The sequence below is a fragment of the uncultured Nisaea sp. genome, assembly GCF_963974195.1.
Classification (GTDB): domain Bacteria; phylum Pseudomonadota; class Alphaproteobacteria; order Thalassobaculales; family Thalassobaculaceae; genus Nisaea.
Genome location: NZ_CAXBDC010000040.1, coordinates 18,395 through 37,341, shown reverse-complemented (window position 1 = coordinate 37,341; position 18,947 = coordinate 18,395). Strand labels below are relative to the sequence as shown.

Here is an 18,947-nt window from a genome sequence, read left to right as displayed (position 1 = left end):
TCGAAGCAGAAATTCTGCAGCTCCTCGCCCCGGGCGAACCGGTCGAGATTGGCGGCGACGAAAGCCCAGCGGCGGTTGGCCATCTCGTTGCTCCAGGCCGAGTTGTGCGGCGACATGATGATGTTGTCGAGCTTCTGGAACGGGAATTTGGACGGCCAGGGATTGGGATCTTTCTTCGACGGGTAGGTGTACCAGACATCGATGATGCCGCCCCGGATCTGCTTGCTGGACAAGGCTTCGTAAAGCGCCGCCTCGTCGACCACCGCCCCGCGGCCGACATTGCAGATCACCGCGTCGGATTTCATTTTGCCGAAGGCTTCACTGTCGATCATGCTGCGGGTGTCGTCGTTCAGCGGTGCCGTGACGATGACGAAATCGCTCTCCGCCAGCAGCGTGTCCATATCGTCGAGAGTGCCGTACCAGTCGACCACACCCGGTTCGTCCCGTTTGGTGCGGGAGAGCGCCATGACCCGCATGTCGAAGGCCTTGCAGCGCTTGGCGACTTCCCGGCCGATATGCCCGTAGCCGACGATACCGACGGTGGCGCCACGCATCTCGCGGTGCATCGGGCCCTTCGAGATGTCCCGGCCGTTGAAGGATTTCTCCTTCATCACTGGATGGGTCTCGCGCATCAGGCCGGTCTGGAATTCCAGCATGCCGGCGAGCACGTGCTCGGCGATCGTGGTCTCGTGCTCGAAGGTGTTGCAGACCACTGTGCCCGCCGGGATCTTCTCCGGCCCGGTCCAGTCGAAACCGGTGAAGGGGATCTGGAACAGCTTCAGCGGAATGCCCTGGGGCAGATCCGGCACGCCGCCGCCGACCAGCACCTCCACGGTGGCAATCCGCTCGCGGAAGGCATCCTCGCCATCATCCTTCGACCAGGTCTCGATTTCCCAATCCGTTTCCAGGTTGTTCTTCAGCATCTCGTAGCGCGGGCTGCCTTTCGGCTGGGTCAGGAGCAGGCGATGGGTCTTCGACACGGGATATCTCTTTCTCGGCACGGATAATGGAACGGCGCGGGGCCAGGTTCCGACATAGACCGGCGGCGGATGACGGGCAAGAGCCGACGGTTGCACGATTGTCGGCGAGCAGCGCGATCAATGCCGGAACGGGTATTCTGCATATCGCAATATTCGTGTGCAGGCCGGGCCGGAATGGATCACACTCGGGTGTTTTCACGTACGCATTCAGAGGGTGACATGGCCGAGCAGGAACCGACCTCCATGACATGGCAACAGGGCGCGGCGAAAGCCGGCGCGGCCGCATGCGGCAATGCCGACGCCAGCCGGGCGGCGCTGGATATCCTTGAGGCGGGCGGCAATGCCATCGATGCGGCGGTCGCGGCCGCCTATGTCATGGGTACGGTGGAGCCGCTTGATTCAGGCATCGGCGCCGGTGGCTTCATGATCATGCATGACGCCACTTCCGGGCAGACCGAAGCCATCGATTTCCTCGGCGTGGCCCCGATGGCGGCGCGCTACGAGCTCTATGCCTCAACGGATACCAACAACGAATACATCGTCCGGGTGAAGGGCCGCGAGAATGAGCGCGGCCATCGTTCGGTCGGGGTTCCGGGATCGGTGCGCGGACTTGGCGAAGCCCAGGCGAAATTTGGCAAGCTGGCGATGGCTGACGTGCTGGAGCCTGCGATCAGGCTGGCGGAAGGCGGCTTCCGGGTCGGGCACAAGGCGGCCTTGCGCATGGCCCGGACGGAAGAGCTGCTGAACCTCACCGAGGCGACGCGCAAACTTTTGCTGAAACCGGATGGCAGCCTCTACCGGGCCGGTGACGAGATGGCCAATCCGGAATATGGCCAGTCCCTGCGGATGATAGCGAAAGACGGGCCGGACTGTTTCTACAAGGGCGCGCTCGCGGATCTGCTGCTGGCGGAGATGGAGGCCCATGACGGCTTCCTCAGCCGCGCCGATCTGGAAAATTATGAAGCGATCTGGCGCGCCCCGGCGACAGCCCGGTTCAAGGGGCACGATGTCGCGACCATGCCGCCGCCGTCATCGGGCGGGCTGGTTTTCGCCGGGCTGGCGGCGCTGGAGCGGGAGAGCGTCACGGACGGCGCGCATTACGATCTGCTGGCAGGCGCGATGCTGGAGATGTTCCGGAAGCGGGCCGCCGGGTATGGCGACCCGGCCTTCGTGACGGTGGCGGCCGGGGAGTCGAGCGAGACCACGAGCCTCGCCGTGATCGACAAAGACGGCAATGCGGCCTGCATCACCTATTCCAACAACAATCATTCCGGTGTCGTGCTGCCGGGAACCGGTATCCTGCTGAACAACCAGATGATGCTGTTCAGCCCCTGGCCCGGCAACCCGAACGAGGTTGTCGGCGGCAAGCGCCCGGTCTCCAGCATGATGCCGAGCCTGATGTTCCGGGACGGCAAGGTGCGCATGGCCATCGGCGCATCCGGCTCGACCCGGATTCCGACATCGATCATGCAGGTGCTGTTCAACCGCCTGGTGCTTGGCGACAGCTTGCCGGACGCGGTCGGCCGTGCCCGGCTGCATGCGGAGACGGAGACGCTGCTGGCGGATGCCGAGCTTGAGGAGACCGTCGCCGGTATCGCCAAGGCGCGCAAGCTGCAGCTCAAGCTCAGCCCGGGCCGGGACCCGATGCTGGCTTCGGTGCAGGCGGTCGCGGTGAATGATGACGGCACGGTTGCCGCCGTCGGCGATCCCCGGGCGAAAGCCTCGGGGATGGTGTGCTAACGGGCGTTTAGCTGCCGCTGTTATCCGCCGCGAAATCGGCCTGCATGCGTTCTTCCAGCTTCAGGAGATCTTCCGGCGGCTGCAGGCCTTCGGCGCGCATGGTGTTGAGAATACGCTGGAGCTGTTCCCAGGCCTCGCGCAGGTCCGTGGTGTCTTCCTCAACGGATTCCAGAAGCAGCTGCGTGCTCATGGTCAGATCGTCCTGTGGCATGGTGTGCTCCTGTTTGCCGGGTGGGACCGGATATCGTCAAAGTGTACTCTGGTCCGTGCATGCGGAACAGGCGAATGAAGGACAGCCCTTATGACGCAAAGCAGCGGATCGGTGACCCTGATACTGGGTGGCGCCCGCTCGGGCAAGAGCCGCCATGCTGAAACTATCTGCCGCAAGACGGGCCGCGCATTGATCTATGTCGCCACGGCCGAAGCGCATGACGACGAGATGAAAGCCCGCATCGCGCAGCACCGGGCGGATCGTGCGGCGGATGGCTGGCGGACCGTCGAGGAGCCGAGGGATCTGGCGGCTGTATTGCTGCGGGAGGCGGGGCCGGACACCGTTCTGCTTGTCGACTGCCTGACGCTGTGGCTGACGAACCATCTGCTTGCGGACGCGGATATGGACGCGGAGATCGACCGGCTTTGTGCGGCTGTCAGTGCGGCGGCGGGAGATGTGGTGCTGGTCGCCAACGAGGTCGGGTTTGGTATCGTTCCGGAGAACAAGCTGGCCCGCGCTTTCCGCGATCATGCGGGGCGTCTCAATCAGCGCATCGCGGCGATAGCGGACAGGGTAACCCTGGTTGTTGCCGGACTTCCGGTTCAGGTAAAGGGAAGCTGACGGGGCAGGCGGCTCACTCAGAGGCCAGCCGGTCTAGAAAAATGTCCATTCACCGGACAGCCCGCGCACGCGCAGGACCGAAACCAGATAGATAGCGGCCAAAACGGCAATCACGGCGACAGCGGGAAGATCCAGCGTGCCGTGCGAGACAGCCTTGTGGCCCAGCCACAAAACCAGACACGGCGCGGCAATCCACGTCGTGGTTCTGACCCAGAGACGGCTTGCCTTTATGGCGTGCCGTCTGCGTGTGAAATAGCGCCGCCCCATCAGCAAACCTTTCAAACGTAAATGAAGAGACGATTTAACCAATTAAACGACATGTGTTTACGTGTTGTAAATTAAAATCGGAAGGCGTAGAATCGTATGTGGTGAGTCCCTTAGCCGAATTCTCCTTGTGAGAACTCACTTGAATCGAACGGCCCGGTCGTCATGACCGGGCCGCTTTTTTGTCTCCGATACGTCCTGCCGGTTGTCGCCCGCCGCACCGTCCGACGATAGAATTTGCTGGAAACAGCACCGGAAATGGTGTCAGTCGGCCGGACTCTGGCAACCGGCGGAAACGGGCGACATGATCGAAGCGGCATTGCAAAGCACGGCTGGCATTCTCTGCCTTGCACTGGTGCTCGATGCGCTGATCGGTGATCCCCCTGCATTGTGGAGGCGGCTGCCGCACCCCGTGGTTCTGTTCGGCGCCCTGATCGGCTGGGGCGAGGCGCGCTGGAACCGGGTTGATGCAGGCGATGCCGCCCGCCGTCAGGGCGGCGTCCTGCTGGTGGTTCTGTTGCTCCTCGCAGCGGCGCTGACTGGCTGGCTGCTGCATCGTCTCGTTTCCTTCGTGAGCTACGGCTGGTTGCTGGAAGCGGCGATCGCGTCCGTTTTTCTGGCCCAGAGAAGCCTGCATGATCACGTCATCGCGGTGGCGAAGGCATTCGAGGCGGATGGCTTGCCGGGCGCCCGCCGGGCTGTTTCCATGATCGTCGGACGGGATCCGGAGCAGCTGGACGAAGGCGGTGTCAGCCGGGCCGCCATCGAGACGGCGGCGGAGAATTTTTCCGACGGCGTGGTGGCACCGGCTTTCTGGTATCTGCTCGCCGGTCTGCCGGGGTTGCTTGCCTATAAAGCGTTGAACACCGCGGACAGCATGATCGGCCACAAGAATGCCCGGTATCAGGAATTCGGCTGGGCCGCTGCCCGGCTGGACGATCTGGCGAACCTGATCCCGGCCCGCTTCTCCGCAGCATTGATCTGGGCCGCTGCGTTCGTCACACCGCGCGGTCATGCCCGTTCATCATTCCGGGCCACCCTGCGGGATGCCCGGCTGCACCGCTCACCCAATGCGGGTTGGCCGGAAGCGGCAATGGCGGGCGCACTCGGCCTGCGCCTTGCCGGGCCGCGCGTCTATAGCGGCAAGAAGGTGGAGGATGCCTGGATGGGGGCCGGCGGCGCGGATGCAGGCATGGGCGATATCCGCCGGGCCCTCGTCCTGTTCCGGCTGGCCTGCGGCACGCTGATCCTGCTGACGGGCGTTCTGTCTCTCGCCGGATAGCCCGCCCCGCGCGGACGGCCTAGAATTCGTGCCGGTCGATCACCATCGGCTCGTTCTTGGCGTCTTCCGCCCAGGTTTTCATGGCGGGCAATTCCCAGACCGCTTCGGCATAGGCCGCGGCTTCGTCCGTCAGCTCGACGCCGTAGGTCCGGAAGCGGGAGACCACGGGGGCGAACATCGCGTCCGCTATGGTGAAATGGCCGAACAGGAACGGCCCGTCGGCGGGATCGGTGACCCGGCGGCGGTGATTGCGCCAGATCGCGGTGATCCGGTTGATGTCTTCCTGTACGCCTGGCCCGCGTCCCTGACCCGGGAAGCTGGAGCGGACATTCATCGGCATGTTCTGCCGAACGGCGCTGAAGCCGGAATGCATTTCGGCGGAAACCGACCGGGCCCGCGCGCGGGCAACCGGATCCTTCGGCCAGAGACCGGCTTCCGGATGTTTCTCCGCCAGATACTCGCCGATGGAGAGGCTGTCCCAGACCGTCAGCTCGCCGTCCTTCAGAACCGGAACCCGGCCCGACGGGGAGTGCCGCAGGATTTCCTGCCGCGTGTTCGGCGTATCGAGCGCGATCACGGTCTCTTCGAACGGGATGTCGCATGCAGTCATCATCAGCCATGGCCGCAACGACCAGGACGAATAATTCTTGTTTCCAATGATGAGGCTGTACGGCGCCATGACGGTTTCCTCCGGACTTTGTTGCCGCCATTTGAACCGGCCCGGCCCCGGCGCGCAACCTCTGTCATGCCGTGCGTGCAAGCTCTGTCGTGCCGTCACCGTCTGTTCCGGCGCCTCCCTGGCCCGTTGCGGCGCTTGAGCAGGCCCCTCCGGCGGGATAGAACGGGTGGATTGTCTCTTATCAGGAGCCTCCCATGCCGTTCCGCCTCGTTGCCAAAGCAACCCCGAAATCCATTCCGCTCACCCCTGTCAGCACGGCCACCCTGCCGGGCTGGCTGAAAGGATCGGACGCACGGATCGCACGCTGGATCGGCGAATCGGATTTCACGGCGGCACCCGGGACGACCTGCTTTCTGCCGGATGCGGATGGCGGGCTCGCGCGGGTGCTGTTCGGCGTCGAGGAGCAGGAAGAGCCGGGCGGCGGGCTCTGGGATCTGGCGCCTCTGCCGGCGGCTTTGCCGAAGGGCCGCTATTATCTCGATGCGGAGCTGAGCCCCGCAGCGGCAACCAGTGCCGCGACGGGATGGGCGCTGGCGCATTACCAGTTCGACAAGTTCAAGGAAAAGACGAGCTTCAAGGCGGAGCTGGTCTGGCCGGACGGTGCGGACCAGGACGAAGTGCGCCGGATTGCCGAGGCGACCGGGCTGGCCCGTGATCTGATCAACCGGCCGGCCAACGACCTCGGCCCGGAAGAGCTTGCGGATGCGGCGGCCGAGCTTGCCAAGGCCTATAAAGCGAAGATCGAGATCATCGAGGGCGAGGCGCTTCTGGCCGGGAATTTCCCGATGATCCACGCCGTCGGCCGAGCCGCAGACCGGGCGCCGCGGCTGATCGATATCCGCTGGGGCAAGAAGAGCCATCCGAAGGTGACGATTGTCGGCAAGGGCGTGATCTTTGACAGCGGCGGTCTGGATATCAAGCCTGCCTCGGGCATGCTGATGATGAAGAAGGATATGGGCGGGTCGGCCCATGCGCTGGGCCTCGCCAAGCTGGTCATGGATGCCGGCCTGCCGGTCCGGCTCCGGGTGCTGGTGCCGGCGGTGGAGAATGCGATCTCCGGCAACGCCTTCCGGCCGATGGATATCCTGCCGTCGCGCAAGGGGCTGACCGTCGAGGTCGGCAATACCGATGCCGAAGGCCGTCTGGTGCTGGCCGACGCGCTGACCGAAGCGGATAGCGAAGCGCCGGAGATGATCCTCGATTTCGCCACCCTGACCGGTGCCGCCCGGGTGGCGCTCGGCACCGATCTGCCGGCGCTGTTCTGCAACGATGACGACCTTGCCGCCGATCTTCTGGAAGGAGGGCTGGAGGCGCGGGATGCGCTCTGGCGGCTGCCGTTGCACAAGCCGTATCGGGACATGCTGAAATCGCCGAACGCGGATCTTTCCAGCACCGGATCCGGCGGGTATGGCGGCGCGATCACGGCCGCGCTTTTCCTCGAGCACTTCGTTTCGCCGGAGACACGATGGGCGCATGTCGACGTCATGGCCTGGAACCTGAAATCCCGGCCGGGCCGCCCCGAGGGCGGGGAAGCCATGGGTATGCGGGCTTTTTATAAAATGTTACGTAAACGTTATGGTTAACGGGCGGTTAATCCACGTTTTGCGAACGATCTTTCATTGCGCGGTGCGGTTGTTGCCTGTATTGTCAAATCGATTTCGTAACAAACTGGGTTATGCTGGTACCGGATATGGCCGCCGATTCGATACAAGCCCTTGGCATTTGGCGTAAAGCCCTGGTCGAAAGCGTCCGGCGCGATACGCCGGACCTGACCGCCCGGCAACTGGCGGTGCTGCTGACCGTCTATATCGAGAATCCGCCGCACACGGTGCGCGGTCTCGCCGCCACCCTGAACGTTTCGAAACCGGCCATTACCCGGGCGCTTGACCGTCTTGGAGAATATGGTTTCGTGCGCCGCCGCCCGGACGAGACGGACCGGCGCAGCGTGCTGGTGCAGCGGACCGTGAAGGGCTCCGTCTTCCTGACCGAGTTCGGCGACCTTGTCGTCAATGCCTCGAGCGGAACCCGGTTCGACCAGGCAGAAGCGGCCGACTGACGCCGGCCGCTCTTTCCCTCTCAGTCCCTAATACTGGACCTTCGGGTCAACCAGATTGTCCGGCGCCTCGCCCCGGAACACCTTGCCGATCGCATCGGCAACCTGGTCGGCCGCGCTGGTGGGGTTGGTCTGGGCCGAGACATGCGGCCAGAGATCGACCTTCGGATGCTCCCAGAACGGGCTGTCCTGCGGCAACGGTTCGGTACGGAACACATCGAGGGCAGCATGGGCGATATGCCCGCTGTCCAGCGCCGCCAGCAGATCCTCCTCGACCACATGACCGCCCCGGCCCGAATTGATCACGAAGGCGCCTTTCGGCAGGGCCGCGAGGGTCTGCGCATTGATCACACCCTCGGTCGCCTTGGTCAGCGGCAGCAGGCAGCAGAGGATTTCGGTCCGGGCCAGGAAGTCCGTCAGCTGGTCTTCGCCGTAATAACTCTTCACGCCGTCGATCTGTTTCTCCGTCCGGCTCCAGCCGGCGGTATCGAAGCCGAGCGCGGCGATCTTCGAGGCCGCATCCGCACCCAGCGCCCCAAGACCAAGAATGCCGACCTTGCGGCTCGCCGTATCTGGCGCCGGCAGGGATGTCCAGGTCTTGCTCTTCCGCAGCGCTTCATATTCCGGCGCCTGCCGGTGATAGCGCAGCACATGCAGCAACACCCACTCGCTCATCGCCTGGGACATCCAGGGATCGACCAGCCGCATGATCTGCGCGCCTTCCGGCAGGGTGGGATCGGCAAAGATATGGTCCACACCCTGACCGAGCGAACAGATGCATTTCACATTCGGCATGCCGTCCAGCGTGCCCTGCGGCATCTTCCAGGCGAGCACGAACTCGATATCGTCGGGATTGCCGACCTCGGGCCATGTACGGAAATCGAGATCGGGAATCCGCTGCTTGAGCATTTCATCCCAGGCGGGAGCGGAATCGCTGGTGGACCGGAATAAAACGGCTGGCATGGAAGTCTCCGGAAATCTGTTCATCAGGGCGGGGATTCGGTCCTAGCACGGAGTGGCGCCGGGGCAAAGCTGGACGGAGCGAGCGGCGTGGTTTCACCATGCTCAGATCGTCAGCACTCCTCATCGTTTTCCCGGCCGCAGAGCCGGGATCTGGCTGTCATAGAGCGCGCCCGTCATGATGAGGTCCCGGATCAAGTCCGGGAAACGGAAATCGGATCAGCCGTTCAGGATCTTCAGGGCGGCGTCGTGCACCCGTTTGTCTCCGGCGGCACAGATCCGGTTGGTCGAGCCCGGCGCCGGGCGCCTGCCTTCCCAGTCGGTGACGATGCCGCCTGCGGCCTCGATCACGGGGACCACAGCGAGGAAGTCATAATCCTGTAGCCCGGCTTCGACGCAGAGATCGACATGGCCGCCCGCCAGCGTCGCGAAATTGTGGCAGTCGCCGCCATAGACCTGATAGCGCGTTCCGGCGCAGAGCTTGGCATAGATCTCTTCGGTGCCCTCGAACATGGCTGGCGAGGTGGCGGCGAGGATGGCGTCGGAGAGCTGGGGGCAGGCGCGGACCTCGACCGGGGAGCCGTTCATCCGGGCCATGTAGTCCCGGCCGCCGATCCAGCGTTCGTCCAGGACCGGCATGTCGATCACGCCAAGCACCGGGGCGCCGTTCTCGACCAGGCCGATCAGGGTGCCGAAGCGGGGGCTGCCGGTGATGAAGGCCTTGGTGCCGTCGATCGGGTCGAGCGACCAGACGAATTCGGCATCCTCACGGAGCTTGCCATATTCCTCGCCGGCGATGCCGTGCTCCGGAAAGCGTTCCTCGATCAGCGCGCGCATGACGCGCTCCGCGCCACGGTCGGCCACGGTCACCGGGCTTTCGTCGGCCTTGGCTTCGATATTGACGCCGAAATTGTGGTAGCGGCGGATGACGCCGCGGGCGGCATCGGCGAGAGAGGCGGCGAAGCTGGCAAGCTCTGAGGTGGAAGGCCGTGTCACGTTTTATCTCCCAAAATGAAAAAGCCGGGCCACAGTGCGGCCCGGCTTGATTCATAAAATCAGTCGGTGATCAGCCGCCGGAAGCAGCTTTGAACGCGTCTTCCGCAGCCTGGATTTCCTCGGCCGTTGGCAGCGCTGCCGGGCTGTCCGCGAGCGTGCGCAGATAAGCGACGAGATCCGCGCGCTGGGAAGCCTTCTTGATACCGGCGAAGCCCATCTTCGTGCCCGGCGCATAATCCTTCGGCTTCTTCAGGAAATGGTTCAGCGATGAATAGGACCAGTGGTCGTTCTCGCCGGAGGACAGGAGAGCATCGGAATAGGAGAAGTCGGCATGGTGCCCCTTGGCGGCCATCACGACACCGTAGAGGTTTGGGCCGACCTTGTTCGGGCCGCCCTTGGTGAAGTCATGGCAGGCCGCGCATTTCTTCGCGATCTTCTGGCCGGAGGCCGGGTCGGCGCTGGCGAGGAGGCCGAGGATCGGCTCGATCGGAGCGGGGCCGGCCGGCGCGGCAGCAGCGGTGGCGCCGCCTTCGGGGAGTTCGACCGTATAGGCGTTGGTTTCAAGATGCTCGGGGTGCACCAGCACGCCCGCGAACTTGCCGACGCCCATCAGGAGCAATCCGCCACACAAAACGCCCGCGGCCAGCTTGTTGAATTCCAGAGAAGATGACATGCCGAACCTCGTTCCGCCTTTGTTTCCCGCCGCGTCAGCTCCCGGAAAGGCTCCGCGCGGCCCAGCTATCTCACATCAGACTGTTTCGCCAAATTAGGCAGGCGACAGCCCTTTAACAGTTTCCTATAAGGTTCCGCCCTCTAAGACGCAAGTCCGTACATTCGTTCGCGTGCGCAGAGGGCGGCCTGACCGCGCGACATTTCGCCGCAATAAATGGTAACAAATGCGACGTCCGGCCAGGAGTGGAATTTAGAAGTGCGAGTGTCACATGGCTGAAAACAAAGCGCCGTCTAACCCGATTGTCCTGATCCCCGCCCGCATGAAGTCGGAGCGGCTGCCGAACAAGCCGCTGGCCGAGATTGCCGGGTTGCCGATGATCGTGCAGGTGCTGCGCCGGGCGGAGGAGGCCGCTCTCGGCCGTGTCGCGATCGCCTGCGCCGAGCAGGAAATCGCCGACGCGGTACGCGATCATGGCGGGGAAGCGGTGCTGACCGACCCCGGCCACCCTTCCGGCTCCGACCGGATCTGGGAGGCGCTGCAGACGCTCGATCCCGGCGGCAAACACGACGCCATCGTCAATATCCAGGGCGATCTGCCGGTGCTCGATCCGGCGGTGCCGCGCGCGGCGCTGGCCATGCTGGACCGGGCGGAGGTGGATATCGGCGCGCCTGCGGCGCTGATCGTGGACGAGGACGACATCACCAATCCGAGCGTGACCAAGCCGGTGGTGGCCTGGGAGGCGGATGGCAGCCGGGGCCGGGCGCTGTATTTCAGCCGCGCCACGGTGCCTCATGGACCGGGACCGCTGTTCCATTTCATCGGCCTCTATGCCTATCGCCGCAGCGCGCTGGAGCGTTTTGTCGCGCTGCCGCCGTCGGCGCTGGAGTTGCGCGAGAAGCTGGAGCAGCTCCGGCCGCTGGAAGCGGGCATGCGGATCGACGTGGCCCGCGTTGACACGGTTCCGCTCGGTGTCGATACTCCGGCGGACTTGGAAAAAGCCCGCAAAATTCTTGAAAAATCCTGAACCCGAAAGTTTTCGACCCGTGTCCGAGCAAAAGCAGAAAATCGCCTTCCAGGGCGAACTAGGCGCCAACTCCCACATGGCCTGTCAGGCCGTCCGCCCCGACCTGGAGCCGCTGCCCTGCCCGAGCTTTGAGGACATGCTGGATGCGGTGAAGAATGGGGACGCGCTGTGCGCCATGGTGCCGGTGGAGAATTCCGTCGCGGGCCGTGTGGCGGACATTCACCATCTGCTGCCGGAATCCGGCCTCTACATCATCGGCGAGCATTACCAGCGCATCAATGCCATGCTGCTCGGCGTGCCCGGCACGAAAATCTCGGACGTGAAGGAGATCCGCTCCCATGTCCACGCGCTGGCCCAGTCCCGCAAACTGATGGCCGAACTCGGCGCCCGTCCGGTACAGCATTCCGATACCGCCGGTGCCGCCCGCTCCATCGCCGAGCTGGGCGACAAGACAATCGCCGCCATCGGCCCGAAACTGGCGGCCGAGATCTATGGTCTGGAAATCCTGCGCGAGGGCGTCGAGGACGCGGAGCACAACACCACCCGTTTCCTGGTCATGGCCCGCGAGAGCGAGGTGCCGCCGGCCAATAACGGTCCGTGCGTGACCACTGCGATTTTCCGGGTGCGCAGCGTGCCTGCCGCGCTCTACAAGGCGCTCGGCGGTTTCGCCACGAACGGCATCAACCTGACCAAGCTGGAATCCTATCTGGTCGATGGCAGCTTCTCGGCGGCGCAATTCTATGTCGACGCCGAAGGCCATCCCGAAGAGACCCCGCTGAAGCTGGCGCTGGAGGAATTGCAGTTCTTCTGCCCGAAAGGCGCGGTCAAGATCCTCGGCACCTATCCGGCCCATCCGTTCCGGCTGGAGCAGGCCAAGAACGGCAACTGACCTGCCGGAAACCAACACCGCAAGACAGCAAAACCGTAAACCAAGGGAGCATCACATGCCTTACGCCATCATCGCCCGGGACAAGCCCGGCGCCCTCGACAAGCGCATGGAACACCGTCCGGCGCATATCGAATATCTGAAGTCCAAGCTGGACTTGATCATGGCCGGCGGCGCCACCACCGGCGGGCCGGACGACAGCATGGATGGCAGCGTCCTGATCCTCGACACCGAGGACCGCGCCGTGGCCGAGGATTTCGCCAAGAATGATCCGTTTGCTCTGAACGGCGTTTTCGAGGCGGTCATCGTGACCCCGTGGCGCAAGACCATCTGGGACAAGGCGCTGCAGGGCTAAACTGCAGCTTGCACTGCCGTCACCACCATCACTTTCCACCGTTATCCCGGCGCAGGCCGGGGTAACGGTCCGAGCTGTGTTCCTAAATCGCCGCCGCCCGCGTTCCGCGCCAGACGATCCAGGTGAACAGGAACATGTTCGCGAACAGAGACGTCGAGAAAAGCGCCGCTATCGGATCCCCGAGTTCCGGGTTCGAGCCCGAATAGATCAGGTGCAAGCCGACGATCATGCCGATCAGGGCAATATGCGCCACCGCCGCATGGATCTTCGGCAGCAGGCCCTCGGCCGCGCCCGGCCAGAGTTTGTAGAACGCGGCATAGAGCATCATCCCGACCCAGCCGAACAACATGAGATGCGCGTGCGTCGGCATCTGCCCGTGATCCTGTGACGCTGCCATGTGAATGCCGAGGGCCATGCCGGCGATGGCATAGAGAACGGACGCCCGGACGAAATGGGCGGCAAGCCTGTCAGTCATGCGAATATCTCCCCAAGAGCCGGTGCGTTGACCGGCGGCCGCAAAATTTGTGCGTGATCAGATTTTGCGCCAAGGCACCGGGCTTGGCGAGAGACAAGTATGCGTTATGGTATTTATGTATTCAGCGCGCATTCCTTGTGGTTTCGGCCAGCAGGCCCCCGGTGTCAAACGCGGCCATGGACGGCGGCTTTCCGATCTCCGACACTGCAGGCTGGGCCATTGCCGTTCGGGCGCAGACGAGGAGGCCAGGGCATGCAAAAACTCAGGATCGCAATTGCCGGTGCGGGGGTGATCGGGCGGGAGCATTGCACGCTGATCACCGGCCATCCGGGTGCGGAGATCGCGGGCATCGCCGACCCGGCACCGGCCGCGCGGGCGCTTGCGGAGAGCCTCGGCGTGCCGCATTTCGGCGACCTCGACACAATGCTGGATGCGGTGAATCCGGACGGGGCGATCGTCGCCCTGCCGACCGGGCTGCATAAAGCCGCCGCTCTCGCCTGTATCGAGCGCGGCATCCCGAGCCTGATGGAAAAGCCGGTCGCGGCCACCCTCGCCGACGCCTTCGAGATGGCGCGGGCGAGCGAGGCTGCCGGTGTGCCCATTCTCGTCGGCCATCACCGCCGGCACAGCTCGGATATCAGGGAAGCCCGGCGGGTTGTGCAAAGCGGGAAACTTGGCCGGATCGTGACGGTCAGCGGCATGTCCTGGGTGGACAAGCCCGACAGCTATTTCGACATCGCCTGGCGGCGGGAGCCGGGTGGCGGCACGTTGCTGATCAACCTGATCCACGATGTCGATTGCATGCGCTTCATCCTGGGCGAGATCCGCCGGGTCGGCGCCTTTGTCTCGAACGATGTGCGCGGGCTCGATGTCGAGGACACGGCCAGCGTGTCCTTCGAGTTCGACAGCGGTGTGCTCGGCAGTTTCACCATCAGCGACGCGGTCGCCTCGCCCTATAGCTGGGAGCGGACCTCCGGCCAGGCGCTGTATTTCCCGCACCAGCCGGGGAACTATCTTTTCATCGGCGGCCGCGCCGGATCGTTCGAGGTTCCCGGCATGGCGCTCTGGTCGCACGGCCCGGAAGGTGGAGACTGGCAGGACAGGCTTGAGCGGGAGGTCCTGCCGCTCGACGGCACGCAGACCTATGAAAACCAGCTCACCCACTTCCTGAAGGTGATCACCGGGGACGAACTGCCGGTCATCGACGCGGCAGACGCCGCCCGGTCGCTCGCGGTCATCCTTGCCGTGAAGATTGCTGCCGGGGAAAAGCGGGTGGTGGATATCGCCGAGCTGCTGGAAGGGCTCTAGGATGCGGCTTCCACGCGTCGAAACACCACCCATCTCCGTCACCCCGACGCAGGTCGGGGTCCATAGGATCGTGGGGCTGTGTCCGTCATCCATGGATCCCGTCCTTCGACGGGATGACGGGCAGGGTTTGGATACGATACATTTGCGACCGGCAATTAGGGTGCGTGTCCTTTAATTTGTCGTGGATATCGCGGAGCGGCTGCAGGGATTGTAGGACAACGGCCTCCGCGTGCCCGTCATTTGCAGGGATATGGCCAGATCCGCTTCGCGCCCGCTGGCACCGGCGTGCCGTCCGTCTTCAGATACGCCACCGGCACGGCTTTCTCCGATGAGGGCAGCTCGGCGAGTTCCGCCGAAACGTAAGGCCCCTCCTGCCGGTAGAAGGCGATGGGGTCCATGAAGAAGCCGTCGGCGGGCACGAACACGCGGCCGTCATTGCTCCAGGACGGCGCGGCGCTGAACAGGACGGCGAAGTGCAGCGCGTCGCGCCGGATGTTTCTGCCCATCTTGCCAGAATTGCCGGTTTTCCCGATCTCGGCGCCCATCCGCACGGCGTCACCGATGGCAAGCGCCGGCATTTCGGACAGATGGGTGTATTGCGAGTAGGTCCAGAACGGCAGCCCGGTTTGTTCCGGTGTGTGCCTGAGGGCGATTTCGATGCCCTTGCGGTTTCCGTCATTCTCGAAAATTCCGATCACCGTGCCGTCGGCAATCGCCCGGATCGGTGTGCCGCGCGGTTGCGGGATATCGACACCCTTGTGCTGGGCCGGCCACGGACGTTTGCCGGTATAATTGATGGCCCACCCCTCGGTATCGATTCCGGGGCAGGTGCCATCCTCGATGAAGGCCGGTTTCAGGCCAGTCCTGACCACACCGCGCGCTTCCTGAATTTCGACGCTGCGGGCTTTGTCGCTCCGCCGGGCCTTGCCTACCATCAGGTAGAGATCCGGATTGATCGCATCAGGCGGCACAAATCCCTCGATCCCGGCGCAGGCAGTGCACGGCTCCGCCGCCATCAGGGGCGGGGCGAGCAGGAACAGGCAGGACACGAGAGCCGTCAGCGCAAGATTTTTAATCGGATCTTCTCCAATGGTGCACTCTGGATGGTGAGCCAATCTGTCCCGGTACGGGGAGGAGCATGCCTTGCTAGACTAGTGCCGTATGCGAGTGCAGGGAAACCGGATTCACAGCGATGAGGCGATCGGCATCGCTCGGACATGGATCAGTGGACGCCGGGATGCTGATATGCGGGTGGAGGCTGTAATGCAGAATGCCAAGGGGGATATCTGGCACGTATCGGCGGCTGAAGAGGTTCTTGCTGCCCTGGGCACGGATGCCGGCGGTCTTTCGCATGAAGAGGCAGCGGCGCGGCTTGAAAAACATGGCCCCAATCGCCTGCCGGAGCCGGCAAAGCGCGGTGCGTTCTTCCGCTTTATCCTGCATTTCCACAATATCCTGATCTACGTGCTGCTTGGCTCCGCCGTGATCACGGCGGCTCTCGGCCATCTCGTCGATACCCTTGTGATCCTCGCTGTTGTTTTCGCCAATGCGGTGATCGGCTTTGTACAGGAAGGCCGGGCGGAAAAGGCGATGGACGCCATCCGCACGATGCTTGCCCTGAAGGCGTCCGTGCTGCGCGGCGGAGAGCGCCGGGCGGTGGAGGGCGACAGTCTCGTCCCCGGTGACATTGTCCTGCTTGAGGCGGGGGACAGGGTGCCCGCTGATCTCCGCCTGTTGCAGGCAAGCGCGTTGCAGATCCAGGAAGCGATTCTGACCGGCGAGTCGGTCCCGGCGGAAAAACAGACAAGGCCGGTGGACCGGGAAGCGCCGCTGGGAGACCGGGTCTGCATGGCCTATAGCGGCACGCTGGTCAGCAGCGGACAGGGCAGAGGGCTGGTGGTCGCCACGGGAGCCGATACCGAGATCGGCAAGATCAGCGGCATGCTTTCCACCGTCGAAAGCCTGACCACGCCGCTGGTCCGGCAGATGAACGCGTTCGCCAGGTGGCTGACGGTTCTGATCCTGCTGATCGCCGCCGCCTTGCTGGTCTTCGGATATGCCGTCGGGCATGCCGGTTTTGCCGACCTGTTCATGGCGGTTGTCGGCCTGTCCGTGGCGGCGATACCGGAAGGCCTGCCCGCGGTTCTGACAATCACTCTCGCCGTCGGCGTGCAGGCCATGGCGCGGCGCAATGCCATTGTCCGCCGCCTGCCCGCGATCGAGACGCTCGGCTCCGTCTCGGTGATCTGCACGGACAAGACCGGGACCCTGACCCGGAACGAGATGATGGTCGCCTCCATCGCCACCAGCGCACACACCTTCTCGCTGGAGGGCACCGGATATGAGCCGCGCGGCGCGATCACGCTGAACAATGCCGCCGTCAGTATCGGCGAGCATCATGTGCTTGAGGAACTGGGCCGTTCCGCCGCGCTCTGCAACGACGCCTCCCTGCATGAGCGGGACGGCGTGTGGCATGTCGAGGGAGACCCGATGGAAGGCGCGCTGCTGGCGCTGTCCGGCAAGCTCGGCATCGACATGCGGGCCGAGCTTGCCGCCTGGACACGCACCGACGCGATCCCGTTCGACGCCCGGCACCGCTTCATGGGCACCCTGAACCATGACCACGACATGCACGCATTTGTGTCGGTCAAGGGCGCGCCGGAACGGATCCTGTCGATGTGCAGCACGCAGCGGAGCGCCTCGGGCGGCACCGAGCCGCTGGCCGCGGATGACTGGCATGCCCGGGCCGAGGCGATTGCCGCGGAGGGTCAGCGCGTGCTGGCTTTCGCCGTCCGTCCGGTCGATCCCGGACACACCGTGCTTGAATTTTCCGACGTTGAATCGGATCTGGTCCTGGTTGGTCTGGTCGGGCTGATCGACCCGCCCCGGCCGGAAGCCATCGAGGCCGTGAGCGCCTGCCAGGATGCCGGTATCCGGGTGAAGATGATCACCGGGGACCATCGCGGCACGGCGGCCGCGATCGGCCGTCAGATCGGCCTGCAGAACCCGGACAGGGTGCTGACCGGGGCGGATCTGGACGCCATGGACGACACCGCGCTGGCCGCCTGCATCCTCGAGACGGACATCTTCGCCCGCACCAGCCCGGAGCATAAATTACGGCTGGTGATGGCGCTGCAGGCGCACGGCCTGACCGTCGCCATGACCGGAGACGGCGTCAATGACGCCCCGGCCCTGAAGCGCGCCGATGCGGGCATCGCCATGGGGCTGAAGGGCAGCGAGGCGGCGAAGGAGGCGGCCGAGCTGGTTCTGGCGGACGACAATTTCGCCTCGATCGCGGCCGCCGTGCGCGAGGGCCGGACCGTCTATGACAACATCAAGAAAGTCATCAGCTGGACCCTGCCGACCAATGCTGGCGAGGCCATGACCATCGTCGTCGCCCTGCTGTTCGGCATGACGCTGCCGATCACGCCGGTGCAGATCCTCTGGGTCAACCTGATCACCGCCATCACGCTGGGCATGGCGCTGGCCTTCGAGCCGACCGAAGAGGACACCATGCGCCGCCCGCCCCGGCGCCGGGGCGAGCCGCTGCTGACCGGCGCGCTGGGCTGGCATATCCTCTTCGTCTCCACCCTGTTCCTCGGCGGCGTGTTCGGCATCTACACCTACGCCATCGATCGCGGCTACCCGGTCGATCTGGCCCGCACCATGGCCATGAACACCCTGGTGGTGATGGAGATCTTCCACCTGTTCTTCATCCGGAATATCTACGGCACCTCGTTCACTTGGAAAGCGGTGCGCGGCACAAAGGTCGTCTGGGCCACAATCCTCGCCGTCACGGCGGCACAGTTCATCATCACCTACGTCCCGCCGCTGCAAGGCGTCTTCGGCACGCAGCCCGTGCCGTTCCTGGACGGCGTGCTGATCGTCGCCATCGGCGTCGCGCTGTTCGCGATCATTGAAACGGAGAAACAACTCCGCCTGCGCATCTGGAAGCGCGGGTCGGAGTGAGCTGAGCGGCAACACCCACCGCCGGCCCCGGCTCACCTCACCCCGGTTCCCCTCGGCGCACGCCACCCCGGCACACACACCATCGTCATCCCTGCGCAGGCAGGGACCCAGAGATCGTAGAGCGCCACCCGCCATCCCTGGGTCCCCATTTTCATGGGGATGACGATCAGGGTTTGGGCGCGATGCGCTTGCGCCCGGTGGTTCGGGCGCGTGTCCCTTTAATTCCGGTATCCTTTTTCCAACGCCACCCACCACCGTCACCCCGGCGCAGGCCGGGGTCCATTGATCATGGAACGGCGCCCGTCATCCATGGATCCCGTCCTCCGACGGGATGACGGTGAGGGTATGGACACGGTACGATTACGACCGGCAATTAAGTCGGGTGTCCCCTTGGTTACGAAAAAACAAATGACAAAAATCGTTCAGCGAGGAAACATTCTCAAAACATAAGCTAGGATCGGTTTTAGAGAT

Annotated in this window: 19 protein-coding genes; 10 read left to right on the top strand and 9 right to left on the bottom strand. The window is 64.1% G+C overall.

What is annotated here, in order from left to right; genetic code table 11:
• On the bottom strand, positions 1–980 hold a 980-nt coding region (locus tag AAC126_RS10760; protein WP_339853175.1), incomplete at its 3' end, for a 2-hydroxyacid dehydrogenase.
• A 219-nt stretch (positions 981–1,199) separates the two neighbouring features.
• Here AAC126_RS10760 and AAC126_RS10755 point away from each other — a divergent pair.
• Positions 1,200–2,720 carry a gamma-glutamyltransferase gene (locus tag AAC126_RS10755; RefSeq protein ID WP_339853173.1) on the top strand — a complete coding sequence of 507 codons (1,521 nt, stop codon included), beginning with the start codon at positions 1,200–1,202 and terminating at the stop codon, positions 2,718–2,720.
• Between the two features lie 7 nt (positions 2,721–2,727).
• Here AAC126_RS10755 and AAC126_RS10750 read toward each other — a convergent pair whose 3' ends face one another.
• On the bottom strand, positions 2,728–2,931 hold the full coding sequence (locus AAC126_RS10750) for a hypothetical protein (RefSeq protein WP_339853171.1): 204 nt from the start codon (positions 2,929–2,931) through the stop codon (positions 2,728–2,730).
• A 90-nt stretch (positions 2,932–3,021) separates the two neighbouring features.
• Between AAC126_RS10750 and cobU the strand changes: the two genes are divergently transcribed.
• The gene (cobU, locus tag AAC126_RS10745; protein WP_339853168.1) at positions 3,022–3,552 is read left to right on the top strand and encodes a bifunctional adenosylcobinamide kinase/adenosylcobinamide-phosphate guanylyltransferase; all 531 of its coding nucleotides are present in this window, start codon (positions 3,022–3,024) and stop codon (positions 3,550–3,552) included.
• 33 nt (positions 3,553–3,585) lie between these two features.
• Here cobU and AAC126_RS10740 read toward each other — a convergent pair whose 3' ends face one another.
• The gene (locus tag AAC126_RS10740) at positions 3,586–3,819 is read right to left on the bottom strand and encodes a hypothetical protein (protein ID WP_339853165.1); all 234 of its coding nucleotides are present in this window, start codon (positions 3,817–3,819) and stop codon (positions 3,586–3,588) included.
• 301 nt (positions 3,820–4,120) lie between these two features.
• Here AAC126_RS10740 and cbiB point away from each other — a divergent pair, with 301 nt between their 5' ends.
• A complete protein-coding gene (gene cbiB, locus AAC126_RS10735; RefSeq protein WP_339853163.1) occupies positions 4,121–5,098 on the top strand; it encodes an adenosylcobinamide-phosphate synthase CbiB in 978 nt (325 codons plus the stop codon).
• A 19-nt stretch (positions 5,099–5,117) separates the two neighbouring features.
• On the opposite strand, the gene AAC126_RS10730 is transcribed toward cbiB, so the two are convergent.
• Positions 5,118–5,777 (bottom strand): glutathione S-transferase family protein, encoded by a 660-nt coding sequence (locus AAC126_RS10730; RefSeq protein WP_339853160.1) that lies wholly within the window; start codon positions 5,775–5,777, stop codon positions 5,118–5,120.
• A gap of 194 nt (positions 5,778–5,971) precedes the next feature.
• On the opposite strand from AAC126_RS10730, the gene AAC126_RS10725 reads away from it, so the two are divergent.
• Together AAC126_RS10725 and AAC126_RS10720 are read left to right on the top strand one after the other, a co-directional pair.
• Positions 5,972–7,360 (top strand): leucyl aminopeptidase family protein, encoded by a 1,389-nt coding sequence (locus AAC126_RS10725; protein WP_339853157.1) that lies wholly within the window; start codon positions 5,972–5,974, stop codon positions 7,358–7,360.
• A 107-nt stretch (positions 7,361–7,467) separates the two neighbouring features.
• A complete protein-coding gene (locus AAC126_RS10720) occupies positions 7,468–7,833 on the top strand; it encodes a MarR family transcriptional regulator (RefSeq protein WP_339853154.1) in 366 nt (121 codons plus the stop codon).
• 27 nt (positions 7,834–7,860) lie between these two features.
• Here AAC126_RS10720 and AAC126_RS10715 read toward each other — a convergent pair whose 3' ends face one another.
• The 3 genes from AAC126_RS10715 to AAC126_RS10705 all read right to left on the bottom strand — a co-directional run bounded on the left by AAC126_RS10715 (position 7,861) and on the right by AAC126_RS10705 (position 10,459).
• Positions 7,861–8,793 (bottom strand): glyoxylate/hydroxypyruvate reductase A, encoded by a 933-nt coding sequence (locus tag AAC126_RS10715; RefSeq protein WP_339853153.1) that lies wholly within the window; start codon positions 8,791–8,793, stop codon positions 7,861–7,863.
• Positions 8,794–9,009: 216 nt separating this feature from the next.
• Positions 9,010–9,786, bottom strand: coding sequence for an inositol monophosphatase family protein (locus tag AAC126_RS10710; protein WP_339853151.1), 777 nt, complete (start codon positions 9,784–9,786; stop codon positions 9,010–9,012).
• A 70-nt stretch (positions 9,787–9,856) separates the two neighbouring features.
• Positions 9,857–10,459: a cytochrome c family protein gene (locus AAC126_RS10705; protein ID WP_339853149.1), complete on the bottom strand. Its 603-nt coding sequence runs from the start codon at positions 10,457–10,459 to the stop codon at positions 9,857–9,859.
• A 268-nt stretch (positions 10,460–10,727) separates the two neighbouring features.
• Here AAC126_RS10705 and AAC126_RS10700 point away from each other — a divergent pair, with 268 nt between their 5' ends.
• From AAC126_RS10700 to AAC126_RS10690, 3 genes are read left to right on the top strand one after another with little or no spacing between them, the layout of a single operon-like run.
• Positions 10,728–11,483: a 3-deoxy-manno-octulosonate cytidylyltransferase gene (locus AAC126_RS10700; RefSeq protein WP_339853147.1), complete on the top strand. Its 756-nt coding sequence runs from the start codon at positions 10,728–10,730 to the stop codon at positions 11,481–11,483.
• 19 nt (positions 11,484–11,502) lie between these two features.
• On the top strand, positions 11,503–12,372 hold the full coding sequence (locus tag AAC126_RS10695) for a prephenate dehydratase (RefSeq protein ID WP_339853145.1): 870 nt from the start codon (positions 11,503–11,505) through the stop codon (positions 12,370–12,372).
• 55 nt (positions 12,373–12,427) lie between these two features.
• Complete coding sequence (locus AAC126_RS10690) at positions 12,428–12,724, top strand: YciI family protein (RefSeq protein WP_339853144.1); 297 nt, start codon at positions 12,428–12,430, stop codon at positions 12,722–12,724.
• Positions 12,725–12,806: 82 nt separating this feature from the next.
• Here the strand turns inward: AAC126_RS10690 and AAC126_RS10685 are convergent, their stop codons facing one another.
• Entirely contained in the window at positions 12,807–13,199 is a 393-nt protein-coding gene (locus tag AAC126_RS10685) for a hypothetical protein (RefSeq protein ID WP_339853142.1), read from the bottom strand.
• Positions 13,200–13,451: 252 nt separating this feature from the next.
• Between AAC126_RS10685 and AAC126_RS10680 the strand changes: the two genes are divergently transcribed.
• Complete coding sequence (locus AAC126_RS10680; RefSeq protein ID WP_339853141.1) at positions 13,452–14,507, top strand: Gfo/Idh/MocA family oxidoreductase; 1,056 nt, start codon at positions 13,452–13,454, stop codon at positions 14,505–14,507.
• A gap of 236 nt (positions 14,508–14,743) precedes the next feature.
• On the opposite strand, the gene AAC126_RS10675 is transcribed toward AAC126_RS10680, so the two are convergent.
• Positions 14,744–15,622, bottom strand: coding sequence for a M23 family metallopeptidase (locus AAC126_RS10675; RefSeq protein WP_339853139.1), 879 nt, complete (start codon positions 15,620–15,622; stop codon positions 14,744–14,746).
• A 148-nt stretch (positions 15,623–15,770) separates the two neighbouring features.
• Between AAC126_RS10675 and AAC126_RS10670 the strand changes: the two genes are divergently transcribed.
• Complete coding sequence (locus tag AAC126_RS10670; RefSeq protein WP_339853138.1) at positions 15,771–18,476, top strand: cation-transporting P-type ATPase; 2,706 nt, start codon at positions 15,771–15,773, stop codon at positions 18,474–18,476.
• Positions 18,477–18,947 lie beyond the last annotated feature (471 nt).